Here is a 15,866-nt window from a genome sequence, read left to right as displayed (position 1 = left end):
TTGGGTCCGACCATTGTTTATCGTAACCTAACATTCTGAGAAACCTACCATACAATCTCCAAAAACGAAGCGTCATCTTCCAGACCGTCTGTATGGCGAGCATTCATTAATACTTGTACTTGCTCATCAGGAATCGGATCCTTCATAGGATCCAGATCGTTGAGCCCATCGCTGTATAACTGAAGCCGATATTCGGTCTCCGGGTCTAATTTGCACGAAAACACATGAGGACTGCCTCCGATCGGACCGCTGCGGGAAGACCATCGTTCGGACGTCCGGAAACGATCTCCGAATACCGAGGTAATCTCGTCTTCCTTGCGCCACAAGCGTACCCTGGAGTCCCCCTGCCAGGCGAGCCACAACCTTCCTTTGCGACGAAAACCCGAGAAGAGCTCTATGCGGCCGCAAATATACATCGCTTCGCTTCCCTTGCGCTGCTTCTCTTCCAGTACTTCGCGAAGCAGCTTGGGCGTTTCGGAACTCAAGGAATGAGTCCGCATTTCCCGATCAGCTTCCTGCGTAAGCTCCTTCAGTCTGCGTTCAAGAGATGCGGTCGTCAATTCCTCAACCGTCTCCAGCCAATTCATTAACCCCTGGCCTAGCAGACGCGAGGCCACATCGCCCCGATAACTCATCCCGACACCATCGCACAATACGAAATGACACACATCTTCATTCATCTTCAAAGCAATGAAATCCTGACCCATCTCGGAGAGCATGACAGATTCTGCCGCTCTGCCATACGCATAACGACATGTGAACAAATCTTTAATCTTCGTAACCGGTTCTTCCACGGTCTGCTTGCTCTCGTAATAAAACGATGCTGCTTGAGCCTTCCGTTTACGAATTCCCAACGATTCCATGCTTCTTGCGTATGATCGCTTCATCATTGTGGCCCTCTTACCTTACCGGCGTGGCAGCTGACATCTGAAACCCGATGGACACCAGCTCAGAACAAGTGCCTGGAAGCATCATCAAAGCTCCCGGGCTCAGTTGATAATCCGCCTCAACCAGCATTTCTCGATAACTTTCGGGAAGAACGGAAGACATCATTTTAAGTTTGCGCGCGTGTTCATCCTCAAGCGAAGTATCGGCCAAAATCCCTTTCCAGCGTCGCGGTTCGGATATCGGCTGGTTCATCAGATGATCGGATATGAATATGTTTTCCACGAGCACATTGCCGTCCGGAACGCTCATGTTCATGATGCGGCGGGCAATCGGTTCCGGATCCTCTCCCGTAGCCACGCCATCCGTCATATGGCACACAAGCGGGGCAGGGCAATCCTGCATGTTCGGAATCTCCGACTGCAGGATTTTCTCGGCCTGCAGGAACGCTTTCGCCGAATCGGAGAAACGCTTCGGCGTTAAATCCGGAAGCGATCCGATCGCCGCTATTTCGTCAATGCCCTTAATCCCGTTTAACAAATCATAGACATCATCGCTGTATGCAAGGAGGGCAATCCGGTATCTAGGTGTCAGCCGATTGCCCTTCGTGGACCGAAATACCATTTGCCGAATGGCCAGAGACAAGGCCTCGTAAACGACATCGATCCGCCTCCGGTCCTCCATCAGCATGTTCATGGACGCACTGATATCAATCAGATATATAATGAGCGCTGGCGTGCGCTGTGATGCTTGAATGGTATAGTTCATCGTGAATAACATTCACCCCTGCATTTTCGTCATGTTTACTTCCTTACAGTTTTGGTATCCAGTGGCTGTCGTCACTTATGAATTTCTGCAGATTGCTAAGGCGGCTGCTCATTTTACCAACCGTTTTATAATAGGCCTTATCCTTGTTAAATAACTGTATGAATTCACGTGCGGCATTCTTAGCACGGTCTTTGTTCCCGGCCACCTGCGCATTATACGCCTTATTATATAAGGCAACCAGTTCTACAACGTTTTGGGAACGCTGTTTCTGAAGCGCCGCGGCTTGGGCTTGTTGGGCAGCCCTGGCCCGCGCCTGGCGCTCCGCCTCCGCCTTGGCAGCTTCCTTAGCCGCAGCCTCTTCCTGTGCCTGCCTTTTCTTCTTCTCTTCCTGCTGAGCTAAGTACGCCTCATACTTGACCTGATTATCATATTTCTCTTGCAATGCCTGCTTCTTTTTCTTCTCTTCAAGTGATGCCAGATAAGCTTCATACTTCGCCTGCTTCTCATACTTCGCCTGAAGCTCGGCTTTCTCCTGTTCCTTCAGTGCCTGATCAGCTTCTTGAGCCTTCTTGGCCTCCTCAGCCTTCTTACGATCCTCTTCCGCTTTCTTAGCCTCTGCCTCTTTCTGGGCAGCCTCTTCCTGCTGCCTACGTGCTTCTTCCTCTTGCTTACGCGCAGCTTCTTCTTTCTCCTGCGCTTGCTGCTCGGCTAATCGCTGAGCATCCAACTGGCGGCTCTCGGCCTTCTCCGCCAGAATCTGATTCACTGTAATCGCAGAACCTGCCAGTATGACGATAGCCGCAGCGGCTGAGAGCATGAATTTACGGGATAACAACAGTGCCTTAATGCCTTTGTTGGATGATTCTTCAGCCGGACGCAGCTGCTCTTCGAGCCCCTGTATAGCGGCGGCAAGCTCCACTTCAAGCGGACTGTCCTTCTTCACGAAATGATACGCGGAGCGGAATATTTCCAACGCGCCGGAAAGATTACCCGCATCCTCCAGATCACGCGCTTGATGAAACAACCGTCCAACCACATTGTCGTTGACCTCTCGGGTGCCTGGCTCTATGCCAAGCGATGCCATAATTTCAGCCGGCACCTCTTGGACTGTTTTCGAACGGGCTCCGTCCGCATCGTCGTCATGGGCAGCAGCAGCGGCTACAGGAGCTTGCGCTTCCTCGACTGCTTCTTCCTCACTTAAGGATGATAAAGCAATCAGCCACTCACCAAAGGTAGGGCAGCTGCTCAAATCCTGACTGTCCCAGGTTCTGCCGAACAGATCCGCAATCCGTGTACCCCAACGCTGACCCAGCGATTTTTTCAATAAAAAATAACGCTCGCACGGGGTCTGCATTTCATGCTGATCAAAATAGCTTTCGCCCCATGCCCGATTGACGATAGCGGGATCGCTCCATCCCAGCATTTCCGCAATGATAACAGCGCCTGCGAAACGATCGGCATATGAACTCCATAACCCGCTGTGCACCGTACGATGAGCCGCATACCCGGGAGAGCCAGCAAGCAAAACATCAGGTCGATCCATTTTGGGGCTGTACATCTGCTCCACATCGACAAGCTCAACGGCGGCAGCGCCTTCCGGCAGCTTCACTTCCGAAAAAAACGGAAGCATGACATTAGGCGCAGACAAGTCGCAATGGGCTAATCCGCGCTGCTCCATGCTCGAGCCGATGGCTGCCAATGCCTTGGCAAGCATCAGACTCTCGGAACGTCCCAGATTACGCTGATCGCTTATAACGTCAAACCAAGTACATCCATGAATCCATGGCATAATGACCGCGTAGAGCAAATCCGGATATTCCGCTATCAAATCTCCGTTTCTTTCGGGAGTGAGCACCTCTCGACTGCTTACCTGCAAACCCGGTATCTCGCGATAATTCCCCATATGTTCGGATTGATATACCATAGCCGGAATTCTGAACTTAGGAAAAAACACCTTTAGTGCTTTGGCTTCATGCAGCTCCCCATCGACAGGAATCAACTGGTAGACGATTCCCTGCCGCCCGGCTTGGGCATAGGCTACGCCTGGCGCTGCGGGATGCTGCCCTACTGTATAAGCCGTTCCATTTACAACAATCCCATCGCCCGGGTTTGGCTGAAATGTCATGAACGTCATCCTCTCTTAACTCCGTTACCTAACCATATAACTCTATTAACCACATTGTTATATTCTAAACATCTAAAATTGCAAGAAAACCGGGTTGCCTACCACCCGGTTTATTCTGCCTATTAAACTATTATAAAGCAAAAGTCTCCGAATGGATATTAACGGGATTCGTCAGCCATACGGAATTTCTGAGCGATCGCTTTCAGCTCATTGCTGATGCTGTCAAGCGTTTGAACGAAAGAGTTCATCAAGCGGCTTGCTTCCTGGAATTCCTGGAAAAAGCGCTGCTTCGTCATACCATCCCATTGGCCTTCCATGCCGTTGATCGATTGAGTCAGGCTGTTAACGATTTGCTGACTTTGATCACCGCTCTGTTTAAATTGGTTTGCTACTTGCTCAACTTGTTCTGGCGTAATTAAAATGCGTCCTGCCATTTATGTAACCTCCTAGAAATTCGTTTTCTGGTGACACTTGACATCTTAGCCCATGAGCCTCTGTTTATCAAAGCGTCCTCAGACCTAATTTCCAGTTACCCTATACGTCCCAATTTGAAACATTTACCATCCCGATTTTCCCGAAAGAATTAGGGATTTAGTTGGCAATGCCAAACGAAGAAGGATCGGTAAAGGTCCAGCTTTGCCCGGCTAACGCGGCTTGTTTAGCCGAATCCCCGTTGTCCCCGCTGGTCATGCCCACGGCAGCGGCTACCGAACTCGGGTTCGATATAACCGTCGAGGAATTGCCATATTCCGGTAATATGGATAAGCGACCCTCCATGCCGGAAGCCGCAAACAGAGCTGTCGGTGATACTGTGCTTACGATGGCATGCTCCAAAATCGTATGGTACTGATGATCCGTTTCTTGAAATTGATCGGCTTTGCTTTGAAGATGCTTGCCCAGCTGAGCTAGAAGAGCTCCCAGTTGCTCTCCAAGACTCCGGGCAGACTGCCACTCATCAATAACCGCCGCTTTGAGAGACGTCTCCCAAACGAGTGATTCCATAGCTTGGTTGAGCGTTCTCGTAATCGCTAAATATTCATCGCCACTATGCTGCAGCTGACGGCTTAACGTCCGGAGAGACTCCGGCTCGACAGAAATACGCATTGGTCCTCACCTTTCATACAGGCTCTGTTACTGTTTCAGCCACATAAGTAGCATATGACGAAACTGCTCTTTGGTCGCTGGCGCTGCGGTTAACCAGTCCTGGTCTCCCTCCAGGCTCATACGCAGCAGCCAATTCATGGACTCGTTCACTATAAATGCTGCATTTTGACTTTCCCAGCTGTTTCCGTTCCATATCGACAGCTGGAGTTCCCCCGAAGACACCTTGTTTTTCATACATTTCGCTAGAGCGATGGAACCTTCCGCATCATCCGTCAACCTGGCCAAGCGATCACCGATATCATCGCTGTTCTGTTCGGAGACGGAGGTGTATATATCTCCGAACTCCTTCCGGCTAAGGAGTAGTGCCGGAATATCCCCCCAGTTTTGGTCGCTTAGGGCCAGATCCTGCACCAGTTGATCGCAGGTTTGTTCGATCGTGCCAAGTTCGCTTAGCAGGTAATAGCGGTTGTCTTTTCCGCTCCTGCATACTTGTATGACCCGTTCGTCAGTAACATGCAGATATCCTTCAAACGCCGAATCCTGATTTTCATATTTCAACCAGCACGCACGTTCCGCAAGTCCGGCAATAGCCACTCTTGAGAAGACCTCGGGTGGAATCGACAATTCCCCGCCTTCCTCTTGAATCAAATATTGCTTGCTTAGGAGCGATTGTTTGGTCTTCTCCCACTCAACCGCGATTTCTTCCGTTAAGTATCCTACAAAAGGATCTTCAACACCAAGTAATCGGTCCGATCCGATAATTCCAGCCAAGAAGAAAAATTCCTTGTCATTCAGCGTGATCGTTTCTTGTTTGGAAGCATGAATTGTCAACATTATGAGCCACCTCCCCTCAAACTACAACATGCCATCGGTCGCGAATTTCTGTGACCCATCTTTGGGCGTTCCATTCGTCATCAAACGGAACTGCGCCTTTTATTCTGGAAAATTTGCGTTTTACGTAGTACCCCTGTCCTGGCGGGAGTATTTTTAGTCCTCCAGGACTATTAGCAGATTCGGAAAAAGGAATTCGGAAGAACGATAAATCGTTGGAATCCAATGTTCCGAATAAAAATCCGTTTTGTGCAGCCTTGATATCGGTAAACCAATCGACGCCATACGTCGGGAAATCGGCCGGCACACCGGCAACGACAACATGAACCCGGCGGTCCCTCCCCTGTCTGACGATGGCTGACAGCTGGTCTTTCAAAGTGAAATCGGAAAGCTGCTTGCTGAGCACGTCTGCGTCATCAATCATAAGCAGGATCGTTGGGTCTTCACTGTCTTTCGACCGGGTTTGAACCCGTTCATAAAGACTTGAAATGAGCGGAGCCAGGTCTTCCTCATTCTCCGCGTGTCCACGGACATGGGGAAGATGATTCATCCGACTCAGACCGCTGCTTCCATATCGCGTATCTACCGTATAGATTTCCAGCTCATCCGGCGACGTATGATATGCAAGTGATAACATCCAGCTAAGAAGGAATGACGTTTTACCGCCTTCCATCGGACTCGCCACAATAAAATGAGGCCCCTCCTCCAGATTGATGGCAAAAGGTGTCAAGTCGTCCGTTGCCACCCCGACAGGAACCCGGTACTTCACCATGCCTGCTGATTCGTAAGGATTTTGTACCTTCAGAAGTTCATGAAGCGGAATCTTGTCCGGCAGTGACTCTATGCGAGGCGCTTCCTCTCCGTGCCACGCTGCCCGGTGAGTGCGAATCATATCGCGGAGCGCGGCGGAGCGGTCCCCCTCTTCCTGACCTGAAGCCGGCAAGGCCGTCTGAAATTCAAGCGGCGGCACCTGCCCCTTGACCAGACCTCTTCCCGGAGGAAGCTGGCTGGGAGCTCGTGTTGGACGCCCCACCGCATAATAGTAATCAGCAGGATCGGCCAGTTCGTACGACACTGCTTGCGAGATATTGCTCCGGACCTTCTCGAACATATCCGAAATCCGGTTCGCCGTAATGACAAACGTAATCCCCAGACTGCCGCCTTCTCGCAGCAGGTATTCAAGCATATCATTCTCATCCGGATAGGAGTTCCGGAAATTCAGATAACCGTCAATAACCACGACCAGTTGCGGAACGGGCCCTGTGTTGCCCCGGCGATAGGATGCAACAGTCTTCACGCCCGCTTCGGCAATCATGTCCTTGCGAGTCGCCGCCGTTTTCGTCAGAAAACGGAACAGGCGCTTAATGCGATCCTCTTCCTCCGCCGTCATGACTCCTCCGATATGAGGAAGTCCTGCAAAGTCCCGCATCATTCGGCCCATATCCACGATATACCCATGCCAAAAGTCCGGAGTGTACCGACTGGCTAACGACATCAGCATCGTTTGAATAAAGGTGGTCTTTCCAAGTCCGGGCATGCCGTACACGGCCCAGTGACCTTGCTCAAGATTGAGCATCAACGGCTTCTGGCATTGGTTTGGCAGATCATCAACCATCCCGACGTAGGACACGAGTGCCGAATCGCCGAACAGTTCCTGCTTCTGCAGCTCGGACTCAGACTGAATGCTCTCGAGATCCAGACTCTCCGGAAGCGGTGGAAGCCATGGCCCTTGGAGCCGTTCGATTCCTTGCTGTTCGGCAACTTCAGCTACATGGTCGATAAACACCTGGAGCTGCTTGGGCACCTCCAGATGCGCTCCCAGGGAAGGATTAGATGCAAGAAGAGGCTCGCTCTTCCCGTTGATTCGCACCTCGCGAATAACCACTGCGCCAGGCGTATCCTTCTCTTCAATGTAAGGAGCGCCGCTCCAGGCAAACTGCATTTCTTCAAACACTTCGTCACTGCCCACCTGGAAATAGCCTCGTCCGGGCTTGTTAATCCAGGCTGCATTCGGAATCTTCAGCATATCACGGCTGTCGCCCTCGCTTTGCACCCGAAGACAGATCCGAAAGCGCGAGTTACTCCAAATTTTATCGTCCACGACGCCTGCCGGTTTCTGAGTCGCAAGAATCAGATGGACTCCGAGTGTTCGTCCAATAGCGGCAATGCTGATCAATTCATCCATGAATTCCGGTTGGTCTTTCTTCAGCTGCGCAAATTCATCAATGATAATAACGAGATGCGGAAGCGGTTCGCCATGCCGATTGCGCAGCAGCTTGTAGTACTCGTCGATATGCTGCAGATTTCCCGCATCGTTCAATATCTTCTGGCGGCGGACCAGCTCGGCTTTCAGCGACACCTTTGCCCGCTCGATCAGATTGTTATCCAGGTTCGTAATGGTTCCTACAACGTGCGGCAAGTTGACAAACGTGTTGGACATGCCGCCGCCCTTGTAATCAATAAGCATAAATGCCAGGTCATGCGGATGGAATTCGGATGCCAGGGAGGCAACAATGGATTGAATAACCTCACTTTTCCCGGAACCGGTCGTTCCCGCAATCAGACCGTGCGGTCCATGACCTTGACGCTCTATTTTATCATGAAGGTTCAAATTAATCTTCTTTCCGCCCGCCCGTACCCCCATCGGAACGGGTAATGAATCCGGATATCGGTTCTGCTGCCAGCGTCTGTGTACATCCAAATCGTTGATTTTTTGAATATCCATCATCTCGAAGAGTGCCAAAACGCTTGGGATATCCGACGCAGAGGATCGCTTCAGCCGGATCGGGGCCATGTATCGGGCCAAGGCTTCCATGTGCTCCCTGCTAATATGATGGGATTGGAAAGTTTGCATGGAGACCGTGCCATCTGCTTTCTTGATCGTATACGCCGCCTGCTCCCGATCAACCTCAACAATAAGCTGGCAGTGCATCGGCAAGCTTTCCTTGCGGTCGGACAAGATGATGGTAACCGCATCGGTCGCTTCGGCATCTTCCATCAACAGAGGGAGCAGCGGTTCTTCCTCGATCAATTGGGTAGCGGATAAAATTACCACGTATGCCGGTGTCTCAATCGATTTCTTCCCATGCTCGGCGCGGTTATTTTTATGCCGGTATAAGTGAGTAAATATTTCATCGGCAAGCTGATGGGCATTGCTCCGTCGATCCGCAAGATAGCGGCTGGATCGATCATCGTCCCAAGCATGCGGGAGCCAGCGCAGCCATTGCCACTCGCTCGCTTCTTTCTCTTCGTAGAACGCGGCGATCTTCACTTCATCGGGTGAGTGCCGCACAGCCGTTTGGGCCATCATTACGCGCAGCATATTTAGTACGCGCTCTCTTCCGCCTACGATCCCTATGACTTTGGATTCGAATAACGGCAGCGCAATCGATGCATCGTCGACGGACTGAAATTCGGAGGACAGCAATTCGGCTGCTTCGATCAAAGGGTCCTTGTCGTACCCATCCGCGCGGGGAGGCTTTACGTTAATGAAAAACGGAACCTCTCCCTTGCCCACGCAAATCTCCAGAAAGTCCTTATCTTCCGGGGAGCGTTCCCATAAGCTGCTGCTCCGGTTCTTGACGACGTTGTAACACACGTCCGGATCGCCATGGATTTCAAACAGAATGTGTACCTGATCCTCCTGCCGCTCCTTCAGTTCTTCCCGATGCAGATCAAGCTGTGCCCGGTACTTCTGATTACGTTCGGCCAGATTCTTCTGATAGGTCTTCTTGTTGCTTAAATACATGAAGAACGGGAGCGTGTAGGATGTCAGCATCATAAAGACGGAGAGCATCTGGAACATCATGTAATTGGGATTTCCCATTTTTCCGCTCACGTTCATATAAACGTAGAAACCAACCGTCGCAGCCGTCATAATAATCGGGATAATGATGGCAATCATCGAAAACGACGGTTTGCTCGGCTCGGACGGCGGTCTCAGAATCTCCATGTCTTCATTCGGTAAAGCCGGTCTAATACGCGGCGAACGTTGGTACAACACGTTCATAAGTCACTTCCTCCTAATCCAGAGCATCTGAAATGTACAATTATGTATTTGGCTGTTTCATTCAAAACCAATGGGTTATTTACCCAATCTCAGCTTTCTTGAAACAACGATCTTCTGCCATAGACAGGAGCTTCCTCGGTGGTTGTTGAGAATGCCCGTTGCAAACGTATATAAGAGCCTTCCCTAAGTCCCGCTTCAACGAGGTTAGAATGGGCGCCTACCGTAAACCACATGCCTTCCGGGAACTTTGCTTCTAATATATATTGAATCCCTTCACCCGAGGGTTCACGAAAAAGACGTAGCCCCAGCAGCTCATTCAACCGTTCAATGGAGCATTCATCGGGTACGTCGATATCAAACCAATCATCTTCATTTCGACCGCTGATCACGGTGAGTATCATCTGGCCAACCTGCCTTCCCAAACATGGTAATCCTTATGTTTATTCCATATGCAAAGTCCAATCACCTATTTCAATAGTTACAAAAAATAGTTACATTATTGTAATAATATCACCCCAGGGTCAGTTCTGTCAATTTGTGTCATATTTCCTATTTCCTATTTTCCGTGCTGGTTTGTTAGTCCTGAGGGACTATTTATATATTAATTATAGGGTAAATCCGGGTTTATCGTCGGTAAAATAACGTCGTTCACAAAAATGTCACGCTCTGAAAAATGATGCTGATTAATTCTATGAATTTAAGGTTATTTTAAGATTGGCAATTTATAATGCAAATATCATGAAAAATCTTTCGTGAGGTGATTGATATGAAAACACTTATCATGTTCCAAAATAAACCGGTTCCCGTATACTTTACAACGGATAGCAAGCAGCCGGTACAGAAAGTATTAAAACTGCTAACCAGCGCGCTTGACCATAAAATTCAAACCGGCAAAAAGGCGCTGCAAAAATGCCTCAACTCCCTGATCAGCATTGAAATCGAGGGATCCGAGGCAATTCTTCACAGCAAAAGCGAAAACGACTCTCTTGCGCTATCTCTCTTTTAAAAAAGAGGGATAGCCCTTTTTTTTGTTTAACTCCATTATAACCCGTAATGCCGATTCTCGGATATCTGCGCTCTCTGAATTCGGATTTGAAACAGTTTTACGAGATTTCTCCGCGTTGTAATCTCCTGGCAACTGTCCAATTTTTTTAATATAAACCGATCGATGGACATACTGTTCATCCCTCCATTCTTATCTTGGAAAAACGACCCTATGTTCTGATAACTTCTATTAACCGTGCCTTTTCAAGATTAAACGAGACTTTCTTACGTTCAACAAAGCTTCTTATGATTCGACGATGTTCTGGTAACAAACCCATTTTATAATCAGTATCTTGCATTAATCAGTACTTAGTGATATCTTATTGTAGATCACTACTGAATATTATTCACTACCTCATGTTTACAGCATGAACACGAACTTATGAAAGGAGGTATCTGCCGTATGAATGTCAGTATTCAATTCAAAAAAGGCGTTCTTGAACTCTGCGTGCTTGTGTTAATCCATCGCAAGGACCAGTATGGCTACGAGTTAGCCCAAGCGGTATCGAGGCATATTGAGGTAGCCGAAGGGGCGTTGTACCCTCTCCTTCGCCGACTTGTTAATGAAGGCTATTGTACGACGTACCTCCAGGAATCAACCGAGGGTCCGCCCCGTAAATATTATAAGCTGACGCCCAGCGGAGTGATTTATATGAGAGCCTTGGTAAAGGAATGGCAAGCTTTTGTGGGCAATGTGACCAATCTGATAGAGGAAGGAAATTTGTATGACTAAAAAACAGTTTATTTCAATTTTGGAATCGCGTCTTGCTGCGCTTCCTCCCGACGAGCGGAGGGAATTCATTCATGATGTGGCGTCCCATTTTGTCATTGGCATGCAGAATGGACGAACCGAAGAGGAAATCGCACGTGAGCTGGGAGATCCTTTTGAAATGGCTAAGGAAGCGTTAGGCGACCGGTATGTGGATATGGAAATGCCTGCTCCGGCAGCGATCCGAAGACCGTCTTCTATTGGAAAATATGCGGCAGGAGTCGGTTTGTTTTTCTGTGCATTGGTGGCAGTCCCCTTCCTTGCCGCATTATGGTCCGGAGGCGTCGCTATTGCTCTCGGAGCCCTGGCAACCTTGCTGAGCCCGGTGCTCGTTCTGCTTGAATATATCGTAAACGGAACGTTCTATCCGGCCAAATTATTCTTATCCATTACTTTGGTCGGAATCGGCATCTTCCTCGGATATGCTACGCGCTCGGCCATGGTTGGATTGTTATCGTTAACCTTGAGGTACTCCAGATGGAATACGCGTTTGTTGAAGGGACGTGACGCACAGTGAACAGAAAATGGTCGTTCAGTTTAGCAATCGCATTAATATTGGTAGGAATCATCGGCATGGCTGCGAACAAGTTTAAATTCGGTGAAGAGCTTGTCAGCTATCAGAATCGATGGAATCTGCAGGATGCCGTAAACTTGAAGAAATTAACGATTGCCAGCAATATGAATATCAGCTTCGCGTTTGAGGACAGCGGCGATTCCAGCGGATATATCGCGTTTGACGGCAAATTAAAACCGGAGCATGTCGATATTCTTAAAAACTTTAGTCCATCAGGCCCTGAGGTGGAATTGGATCTGACTACACCTTCGACTTTCCAGTTGATGAGCGTGGACTTACATTCACCCAAAGGAAAACTGACCATCGTGCTTCCATCAAGCACGCAGCTGGACGAACTCGATTTGTCGACGCTCTCCGATAACATCCAGGTAAGCGGAGCTTCCTCCAAGGTGGTTGACATCTCCGTGAAGTCAGGCAACATTAACATGAGCGGAATACAAGCCGAGCAGTTAAGCGTTGAGAACGTTTCGGGAAGTATTCGCGGTTCTGACATTCGGGCATCCACCCGGCTCGTCAATCATTCGGGAAATGTCGTGCTGAAAAATATGGAAGGTCCCTTGGACATCGAGGTCACCTCAGGTAACGTAAACGTAGGATTGCTTGGCGTTTCATCGGTTAATATCCTCTGCAGATCCGGCAACGTAAAAGTGCAGCCTGACCCGTCATTCCGCGGTTTCTATGACCTCAAGACACTGTCGGGATCCGTCTCGGCGCCGGAGTCACTGAAAGAAACAACCGATACCATCCAAGTGGAAACGTACTCCGGTAATATCGATATCGTACATTAAGACGTTGTTGACAAACGATAAAAATGAAATATACTATACTTTATAAAGTAAAACTAACAACAAGGAGCTGTTTCCATACATGTCTAATGTACTATTCATCAAAGCAAACAACAGAGCCATCGAACAATCGGTCAGCGTAAAAATGTACCATGCGTTTTTGGAGTCCTTCAAAGCAAGCCATCCGGAAGACCAAATCACGGAGCTTGACCTTTTTGCAGAGAATCTTCCTTATTATGATAGCACTGCCATCAACGGCATGTTTAAAGCTGCCCAAGGATTGGAAGCTACGCCGGAAGAGCAGGCGGCTGCTTCGAATGTGAGCAAATATCTTGACCAGTTTCTTGCAGCAGACAAAATCGTGCTTGCTTTCCCATTGTGGAACATGACCGTACCTGCCGTTCTCCATACCTATATCGACTACCTGAACCAAGCAGGCAAAACGTTCAAATATACCCCTCAAGGCGTTGTAGGTCTCGTGACTGGCAAAAAAGTCGTCATCCTGAATGCGCGCGGCGGTAACTATTCCGAAGGACCTATGGCTGCGGCTGAGATGGCCGTTAACTTCGTGATGGGCAATCTTCGTCAATGGGGCGTACAGGATATCGAAACCCTGATCATCGAAGGCCACAACCAATTCCCTAATGAAGCAGAAATGATCGTTCAGAACGGTCTTGAGCTCGTTAAAAAGGCAGCTGCCGGTTTCTAATCGAACTTATACGTAACAATAACACTGGACGTTATATACAAAAGCCACCCTCAACTGTCTTAGGCAGTGAAAGGTGGCTTTTTGTGATAATCCATTTAAACCTTTTCCCATTGGGTCCATAACTCGCGCGGGTTACGTATATAGATTTCATGATCACGGCTCATATATTGATGAATGATAAATTCCCGGCGAATGGTCGCATAATCCGCATGATAATGCTTGATAAACGAATTGATATCCTTTTCCGGATACTCCTTCCCTGCTTCAAGCTGCTCTACCAGGTATTCCAATATGACGAGTTTCTTCTTGTACTGGGCCGGAATGGAACGCAGCGTTCCTTCTTTCGTCAGAAAATTTCGGAGAACGGATGTTTTATAGGCTTCGCTAGCAGTCGTTTCCATCTTTTTTCTTCCTCCCTCCTATCCAAAGATTACAAGCATTAAATTTAATGACTATCTAATTAGATGATAATCAAATTAGATGTTTTTGTCAAATCCTTTATGCTTGAAGGCCATTCAGCCAGGCTCCACACCGCCAAATCTGGATTTATCCTCTTATTTGCTGTAGGATTATTATGCTGATCTAAACGTTAGGTTAATACATAAGGAGGTTCACCATGCTCGACGTCTTAATTATCGGCGCAGGCCCATGCGGTCTCTCAGCTGCCATTGAATGCCGCAACCAGGGCCTCAGCTGCGAGATCATCGATAAACACAATGTAGTTCATTCCATTTATCTCTATCCAACACATATGCAGTTTTTCAGTACGGCTGAAATGCTTGAAATCGGAGATGTTCCGTTCGCCATATCGAATGATAAACCGTTTCGGCACGAGGCGCTGGCCTATTATCGCAGAGTTGCCAGACACTTTAATCTGAAAATCTCCCCATACGAAGAAGCACTCACCATAACCAAGCAGCCCGACGGGAGCTTTCAGGTGAAGACCCAGCGCCGCGGTGGTGTAGAGTCCATACGAGAAGCTAAACACGTAGTCATTGCTACGGGTTATTTTGATCATCCGAATTATATTGGCATTCCCGGAGAAGACTTGGAGAAAGTAACCCATTATTTCCGGGAAGCCCATCCATATGCAGGAATGAAAACCGCGATTATCGGCGGCAGTAATTCCGCCGTGGATGCTGCCATGGAGCTTATCCGTGTCGGAGCCGAGGTGACGATGGTATACCGGGGTGAGGAAGTTTCACAAAACATCAAACCTTGGGTACGTCCTCTGTTTGACAGCATGGTGCAAAAAGGACATATCCAGCTTCACCTGAACTCGCGTGTCGTACAAATCGCGGAGTCTTCCATTACCGTTCTTTCGAATCAAGGCCAGGAAACGATCATTGAGAATGATTTTGTTTTGGCATTGACCGGATTCCATCCTGACCGCAAGCTGCTTGCTTCCTCCGGCGTTGAACTGAATGAAGACATGGAGAAGCCGCTTTATAATCCGGATACGATGGAGACCAACGTTCCGGGGCTCTATGTCGCAGGCGTCATTGCATCCGGCCGCAACGCCAATGAGGTGTTCATTGAGACAGGCAGATTACACGGTCGCCTGATTGCCGAGCATCTGGCTTCGAACGCTTAAACGATAAACGCCGTGCATTCCCTGAGGACAGGCCGGTTTTTATGATGTTTTTCTTACGATATCAGGAAGGTATACGCTTCGTAGTCTAAACTTTCTGATATCTTAAACATAAGGAGTGATTTCCATGGACGTAACTTCACTCATCCTGCTGGCTATGGCGGGACTTGGTATTATCAGCAGCAACTCTGCCGTGACCATTGCGATGCTGGCGCTGCTTCTCATCCGCGTAACCGGCTTTCAGCAAGCATTCCCGTGGCTGGAGAAATACGGACTGACACTCGGCATTATCATTCTCACCATAGGTGTCATGTCACCGCTGGCCAGCGGAAAGATGAGTCTGCAAACGATCGGCGAATCATTCCTGAACTGGAAATCGCTGTTGGCCATCGCCGTCGGCATGCTTGTCGCATATCTGGGCGGCCGGGGGGCCACGCTGATGGGAAGCAATCCCACCGTGGTTGCGGGTCTTCTCGTGGGCACGGTGCTTGGGGTAGCCCTGTTCCGAGGCGTACCCGTCGGGCCGCTCATTGCGGCCGGTCTGCTGTCCCTGCTGATCGGCAAATCATGAGGAACCGAGTGCAGCTTTTTTTTACAGTTAATAAGCAGAACAATAACCTCCCTGTCGGTTCGTGAACGCTTGGGGAGGTTTATTTGTTCTATATGTAAGCT

General features: G+C 49.0%; 16 protein-coding genes. 7 read left to right on the top strand and 9 right to left on the bottom strand.

Translation table 11 applies throughout. From position 1 onward, the window contains the following. Positions 1–44: 44 nt before the first annotated feature. The 8 genes from DP091_RS13190 to DP091_RS13155 all read right to left on the bottom strand — a co-directional run bounded on the left by DP091_RS13190 (position 45) and on the right by DP091_RS13155 (position 10,123). Entirely contained in the window at positions 45–890 is an 846-nt protein-coding gene (locus DP091_RS13190; RefSeq protein ID WP_258394502.1) for a protein phosphatase 2C domain-containing protein, read from the bottom strand. Between the two features lie 10 nt (positions 891–900). After that, the gene (locus DP091_RS13185) at positions 901–1,653 is read right to left on the bottom strand and encodes a vWA domain-containing protein (RefSeq protein ID WP_113058865.1); all 753 of its coding nucleotides are present in this window, start codon (positions 1,651–1,653) and stop codon (positions 901–903) included. Between the two features lie 43 nt (positions 1,654–1,696). After that, the gene (locus DP091_RS13180) at positions 1,697–3,778 is read right to left on the bottom strand and encodes a protein kinase family protein (protein ID WP_113058864.1); all 2,082 of its coding nucleotides are present in this window, start codon (positions 3,776–3,778) and stop codon (positions 1,697–1,699) included. Positions 3,779–3,936: 158 nt separating this feature from the next. Continuing rightward, positions 3,937–4,212, bottom strand: coding sequence for a WXG100 family type VII secretion target (locus DP091_RS13175; protein WP_006211202.1), 276 nt, complete (start codon positions 4,210–4,212; stop codon positions 3,937–3,939). Positions 4,213–4,369: 157 nt separating this feature from the next. Next, complete coding sequence (locus DP091_RS13170) at positions 4,370–4,882, bottom strand: WXG100 family type VII secretion target (RefSeq protein ID WP_113058719.1); 513 nt, start codon at positions 4,880–4,882, stop codon at positions 4,370–4,372. A gap of 27 nt (positions 4,883–4,909) precedes the next feature. Beyond that, positions 4,910–5,716 carry a hypothetical protein gene (locus DP091_RS13165; RefSeq protein ID WP_113058718.1) on the bottom strand — a complete coding sequence of 269 codons (807 nt, stop codon included), beginning with the start codon at positions 5,714–5,716 and terminating at the stop codon, positions 4,910–4,912. A gap of 16 nt (positions 5,717–5,732) precedes the next feature. Continuing rightward, a complete protein-coding gene (gene essC / locus DP091_RS13160; RefSeq protein ID WP_113058717.1) occupies positions 5,733–9,722 on the bottom strand; it encodes a type VII secretion protein EssC in 3,990 nt (1,329 codons plus the stop codon). A gap of 89 nt (positions 9,723–9,811) precedes the next feature. Next, positions 9,812–10,123, bottom strand: a complete 312-nt coding sequence (locus tag DP091_RS13155; protein ID WP_113058716.1) for a hypothetical protein — start codon at positions 10,121–10,123, stop codon at positions 9,812–9,814. A 365-nt stretch (positions 10,124–10,488) separates the two neighbouring features. Here DP091_RS13155 and DP091_RS13150 point away from each other — a divergent pair, with 365 nt between their 5' ends. The 5 genes from DP091_RS13150 (at position 10,489) to DP091_RS13130 (ending at position 13,603) form a co-directional block, all read left to right on the top strand. Then, on the top strand, positions 10,489–10,728 hold the full coding sequence (locus tag DP091_RS13150; protein WP_006211206.1) for a hypothetical protein: 240 nt from the start codon (positions 10,489–10,491) through the stop codon (positions 10,726–10,728). A gap of 441 nt (positions 10,729–11,169) precedes the next feature. Beyond that, entirely contained in the window at positions 11,170–11,499 is a 330-nt protein-coding gene (locus tag DP091_RS13145; RefSeq protein ID WP_071220202.1) for a PadR family transcriptional regulator, read from the top strand. Next, positions 11,492–12,052 carry a DUF1700 domain-containing protein gene (locus DP091_RS13140; RefSeq protein ID WP_113058715.1) on the top strand — a complete coding sequence of 187 codons (561 nt, stop codon included), beginning with the start codon at positions 11,492–11,494 and terminating at the stop codon, positions 12,050–12,052. Before DP091_RS13145 ends, DP091_RS13140 begins: the two co-directional genes overlap by 8 nt. After that, entirely contained in the window at positions 12,049–12,897 is an 849-nt protein-coding gene (locus DP091_RS13135) for a DUF4097 family beta strand repeat-containing protein (RefSeq protein ID WP_181469795.1), read from the top strand. Before DP091_RS13140 ends, DP091_RS13135 begins: the two co-directional genes overlap by 4 nt. Before the next feature lie 79 nt (positions 12,898–12,976). Then, entirely contained in the window at positions 12,977–13,603 is a 627-nt protein-coding gene (locus DP091_RS13130) for an FMN-dependent NADH-azoreductase (RefSeq protein WP_113058713.1), read from the top strand. Between the two features lie 95 nt (positions 13,604–13,698). Here the strand turns inward: DP091_RS13130 and DP091_RS13125 are convergent, their stop codons facing one another. After that, positions 13,699–14,004, bottom strand: a complete 306-nt coding sequence (locus tag DP091_RS13125; protein WP_113058712.1) for a DUF2087 domain-containing protein — start codon at positions 14,002–14,004, stop codon at positions 13,699–13,701. A 215-nt stretch (positions 14,005–14,219) separates the two neighbouring features. Between DP091_RS13125 and DP091_RS13120 the strand changes: the two genes are divergently transcribed. Further along, positions 14,220–15,197, top strand: a complete 978-nt coding sequence (locus tag DP091_RS13120) for a YpdA family putative bacillithiol disulfide reductase (protein WP_113058711.1) — start codon at positions 14,220–14,222, stop codon at positions 15,195–15,197. Between the two features lie 124 nt (positions 15,198–15,321). Continuing rightward, positions 15,322–15,765 carry a DUF441 domain-containing protein gene (locus DP091_RS13115; RefSeq protein ID WP_015736251.1) on the top strand — a complete coding sequence of 148 codons (444 nt, stop codon included), beginning with the start codon at positions 15,322–15,324 and terminating at the stop codon, positions 15,763–15,765. Positions 15,766–15,866: the final 101 nt, after the last annotated feature.

Source organism: Paenibacillus sp. MDMC362, assembly GCF_003269305.1.
Classification (GTDB): Bacteria; Bacillota; Bacilli; order Paenibacillales; family Paenibacillaceae; genus Paenibacillus_AQ.
Note: the sequence above shows the minus strand (reverse complement) of the source record. Positions and strands in the feature narration are given on the sequence as shown.

What these genes read in the sequence shown, in the direction of transcription:
- DP091_RS13190 (WP_258394502.1), bottom strand. Translation starts at nt 890, where the DNA reads ATGATGAAGCGATCATACGCAAGAAGCATGGAATCGTTGGGAATTCGT.
- DP091_RS13185 (WP_113058865.1), bottom strand. Translation starts at nt 1,653, where the DNA reads ATGAACTATACCATTCAAGCATCACAGCGCACGCCAGCGCTCATTATA.
- DP091_RS13180 (WP_113058864.1), bottom strand. Translation starts at nt 3,778, where the DNA reads ATGACATTTCAGCCAAACCCGGGCGATGGGATTGTTGTAAATGGAACG.
- DP091_RS13175 (WP_006211202.1), bottom strand. Translation starts at nt 4,212, where the DNA reads ATGGCAGGACGCATTTTAATTACGCCAGAACAAGTTGAGCAAGTAGCA.
- DP091_RS13170 (WP_113058719.1), bottom strand. Translation starts at nt 4,882, where the DNA reads ATGCGTATTTCTGTCGAGCCGGAGTCTCTCCGGACGTTAAGCCGTCAG.
- DP091_RS13165 (WP_113058718.1), bottom strand. Translation starts at nt 5,716, where the DNA reads ATGTTGACAATTCATGCTTCCAAACAAGAAACGATCACGCTGAATGAC.
- essC (WP_113058717.1), bottom strand. Translation starts at nt 9,722, where the DNA reads ATGAACGTGTTGTACCAACGTTCGCCGCGTATTAGACCGGCTTTACCG.
- DP091_RS13155 (WP_113058716.1), bottom strand. Translation starts at nt 10,123, where the DNA reads ATGATACTCACCGTGATCAGCGGTCGAAATGAAGATGATTGGTTTGAT.
- DP091_RS13150 (WP_006211206.1), top strand. Translation starts at nt 10,489, where the DNA reads ATGAAAACACTTATCATGTTCCAAAATAAACCGGTTCCCGTATACTTT.
- DP091_RS13145 (WP_071220202.1), top strand. Translation starts at nt 11,170, where the DNA reads ATGAATGTCAGTATTCAATTCAAAAAAGGCGTTCTTGAACTCTGCGTG.
- DP091_RS13140 (WP_113058715.1), top strand. Translation starts at nt 11,492, where the DNA reads ATGACTAAAAAACAGTTTATTTCAATTTTGGAATCGCGTCTTGCTGCG.
- DP091_RS13130 (WP_113058713.1), top strand. Translation starts at nt 12,977, where the DNA reads ATGTCTAATGTACTATTCATCAAAGCAAACAACAGAGCCATCGAACAA.
- DP091_RS13125 (WP_113058712.1), bottom strand. Translation starts at nt 14,004, where the DNA reads ATGGAAACGACTGCTAGCGAAGCCTATAAAACATCCGTTCTCCGAAAT.
- DP091_RS13120 (WP_113058711.1), top strand. Translation starts at nt 14,220, where the DNA reads ATGCTCGACGTCTTAATTATCGGCGCAGGCCCATGCGGTCTCTCAGCT.
- DP091_RS13115 (WP_015736251.1), top strand. Translation starts at nt 15,322, where the DNA reads ATGGACGTAACTTCACTCATCCTGCTGGCTATGGCGGGACTTGGTATT.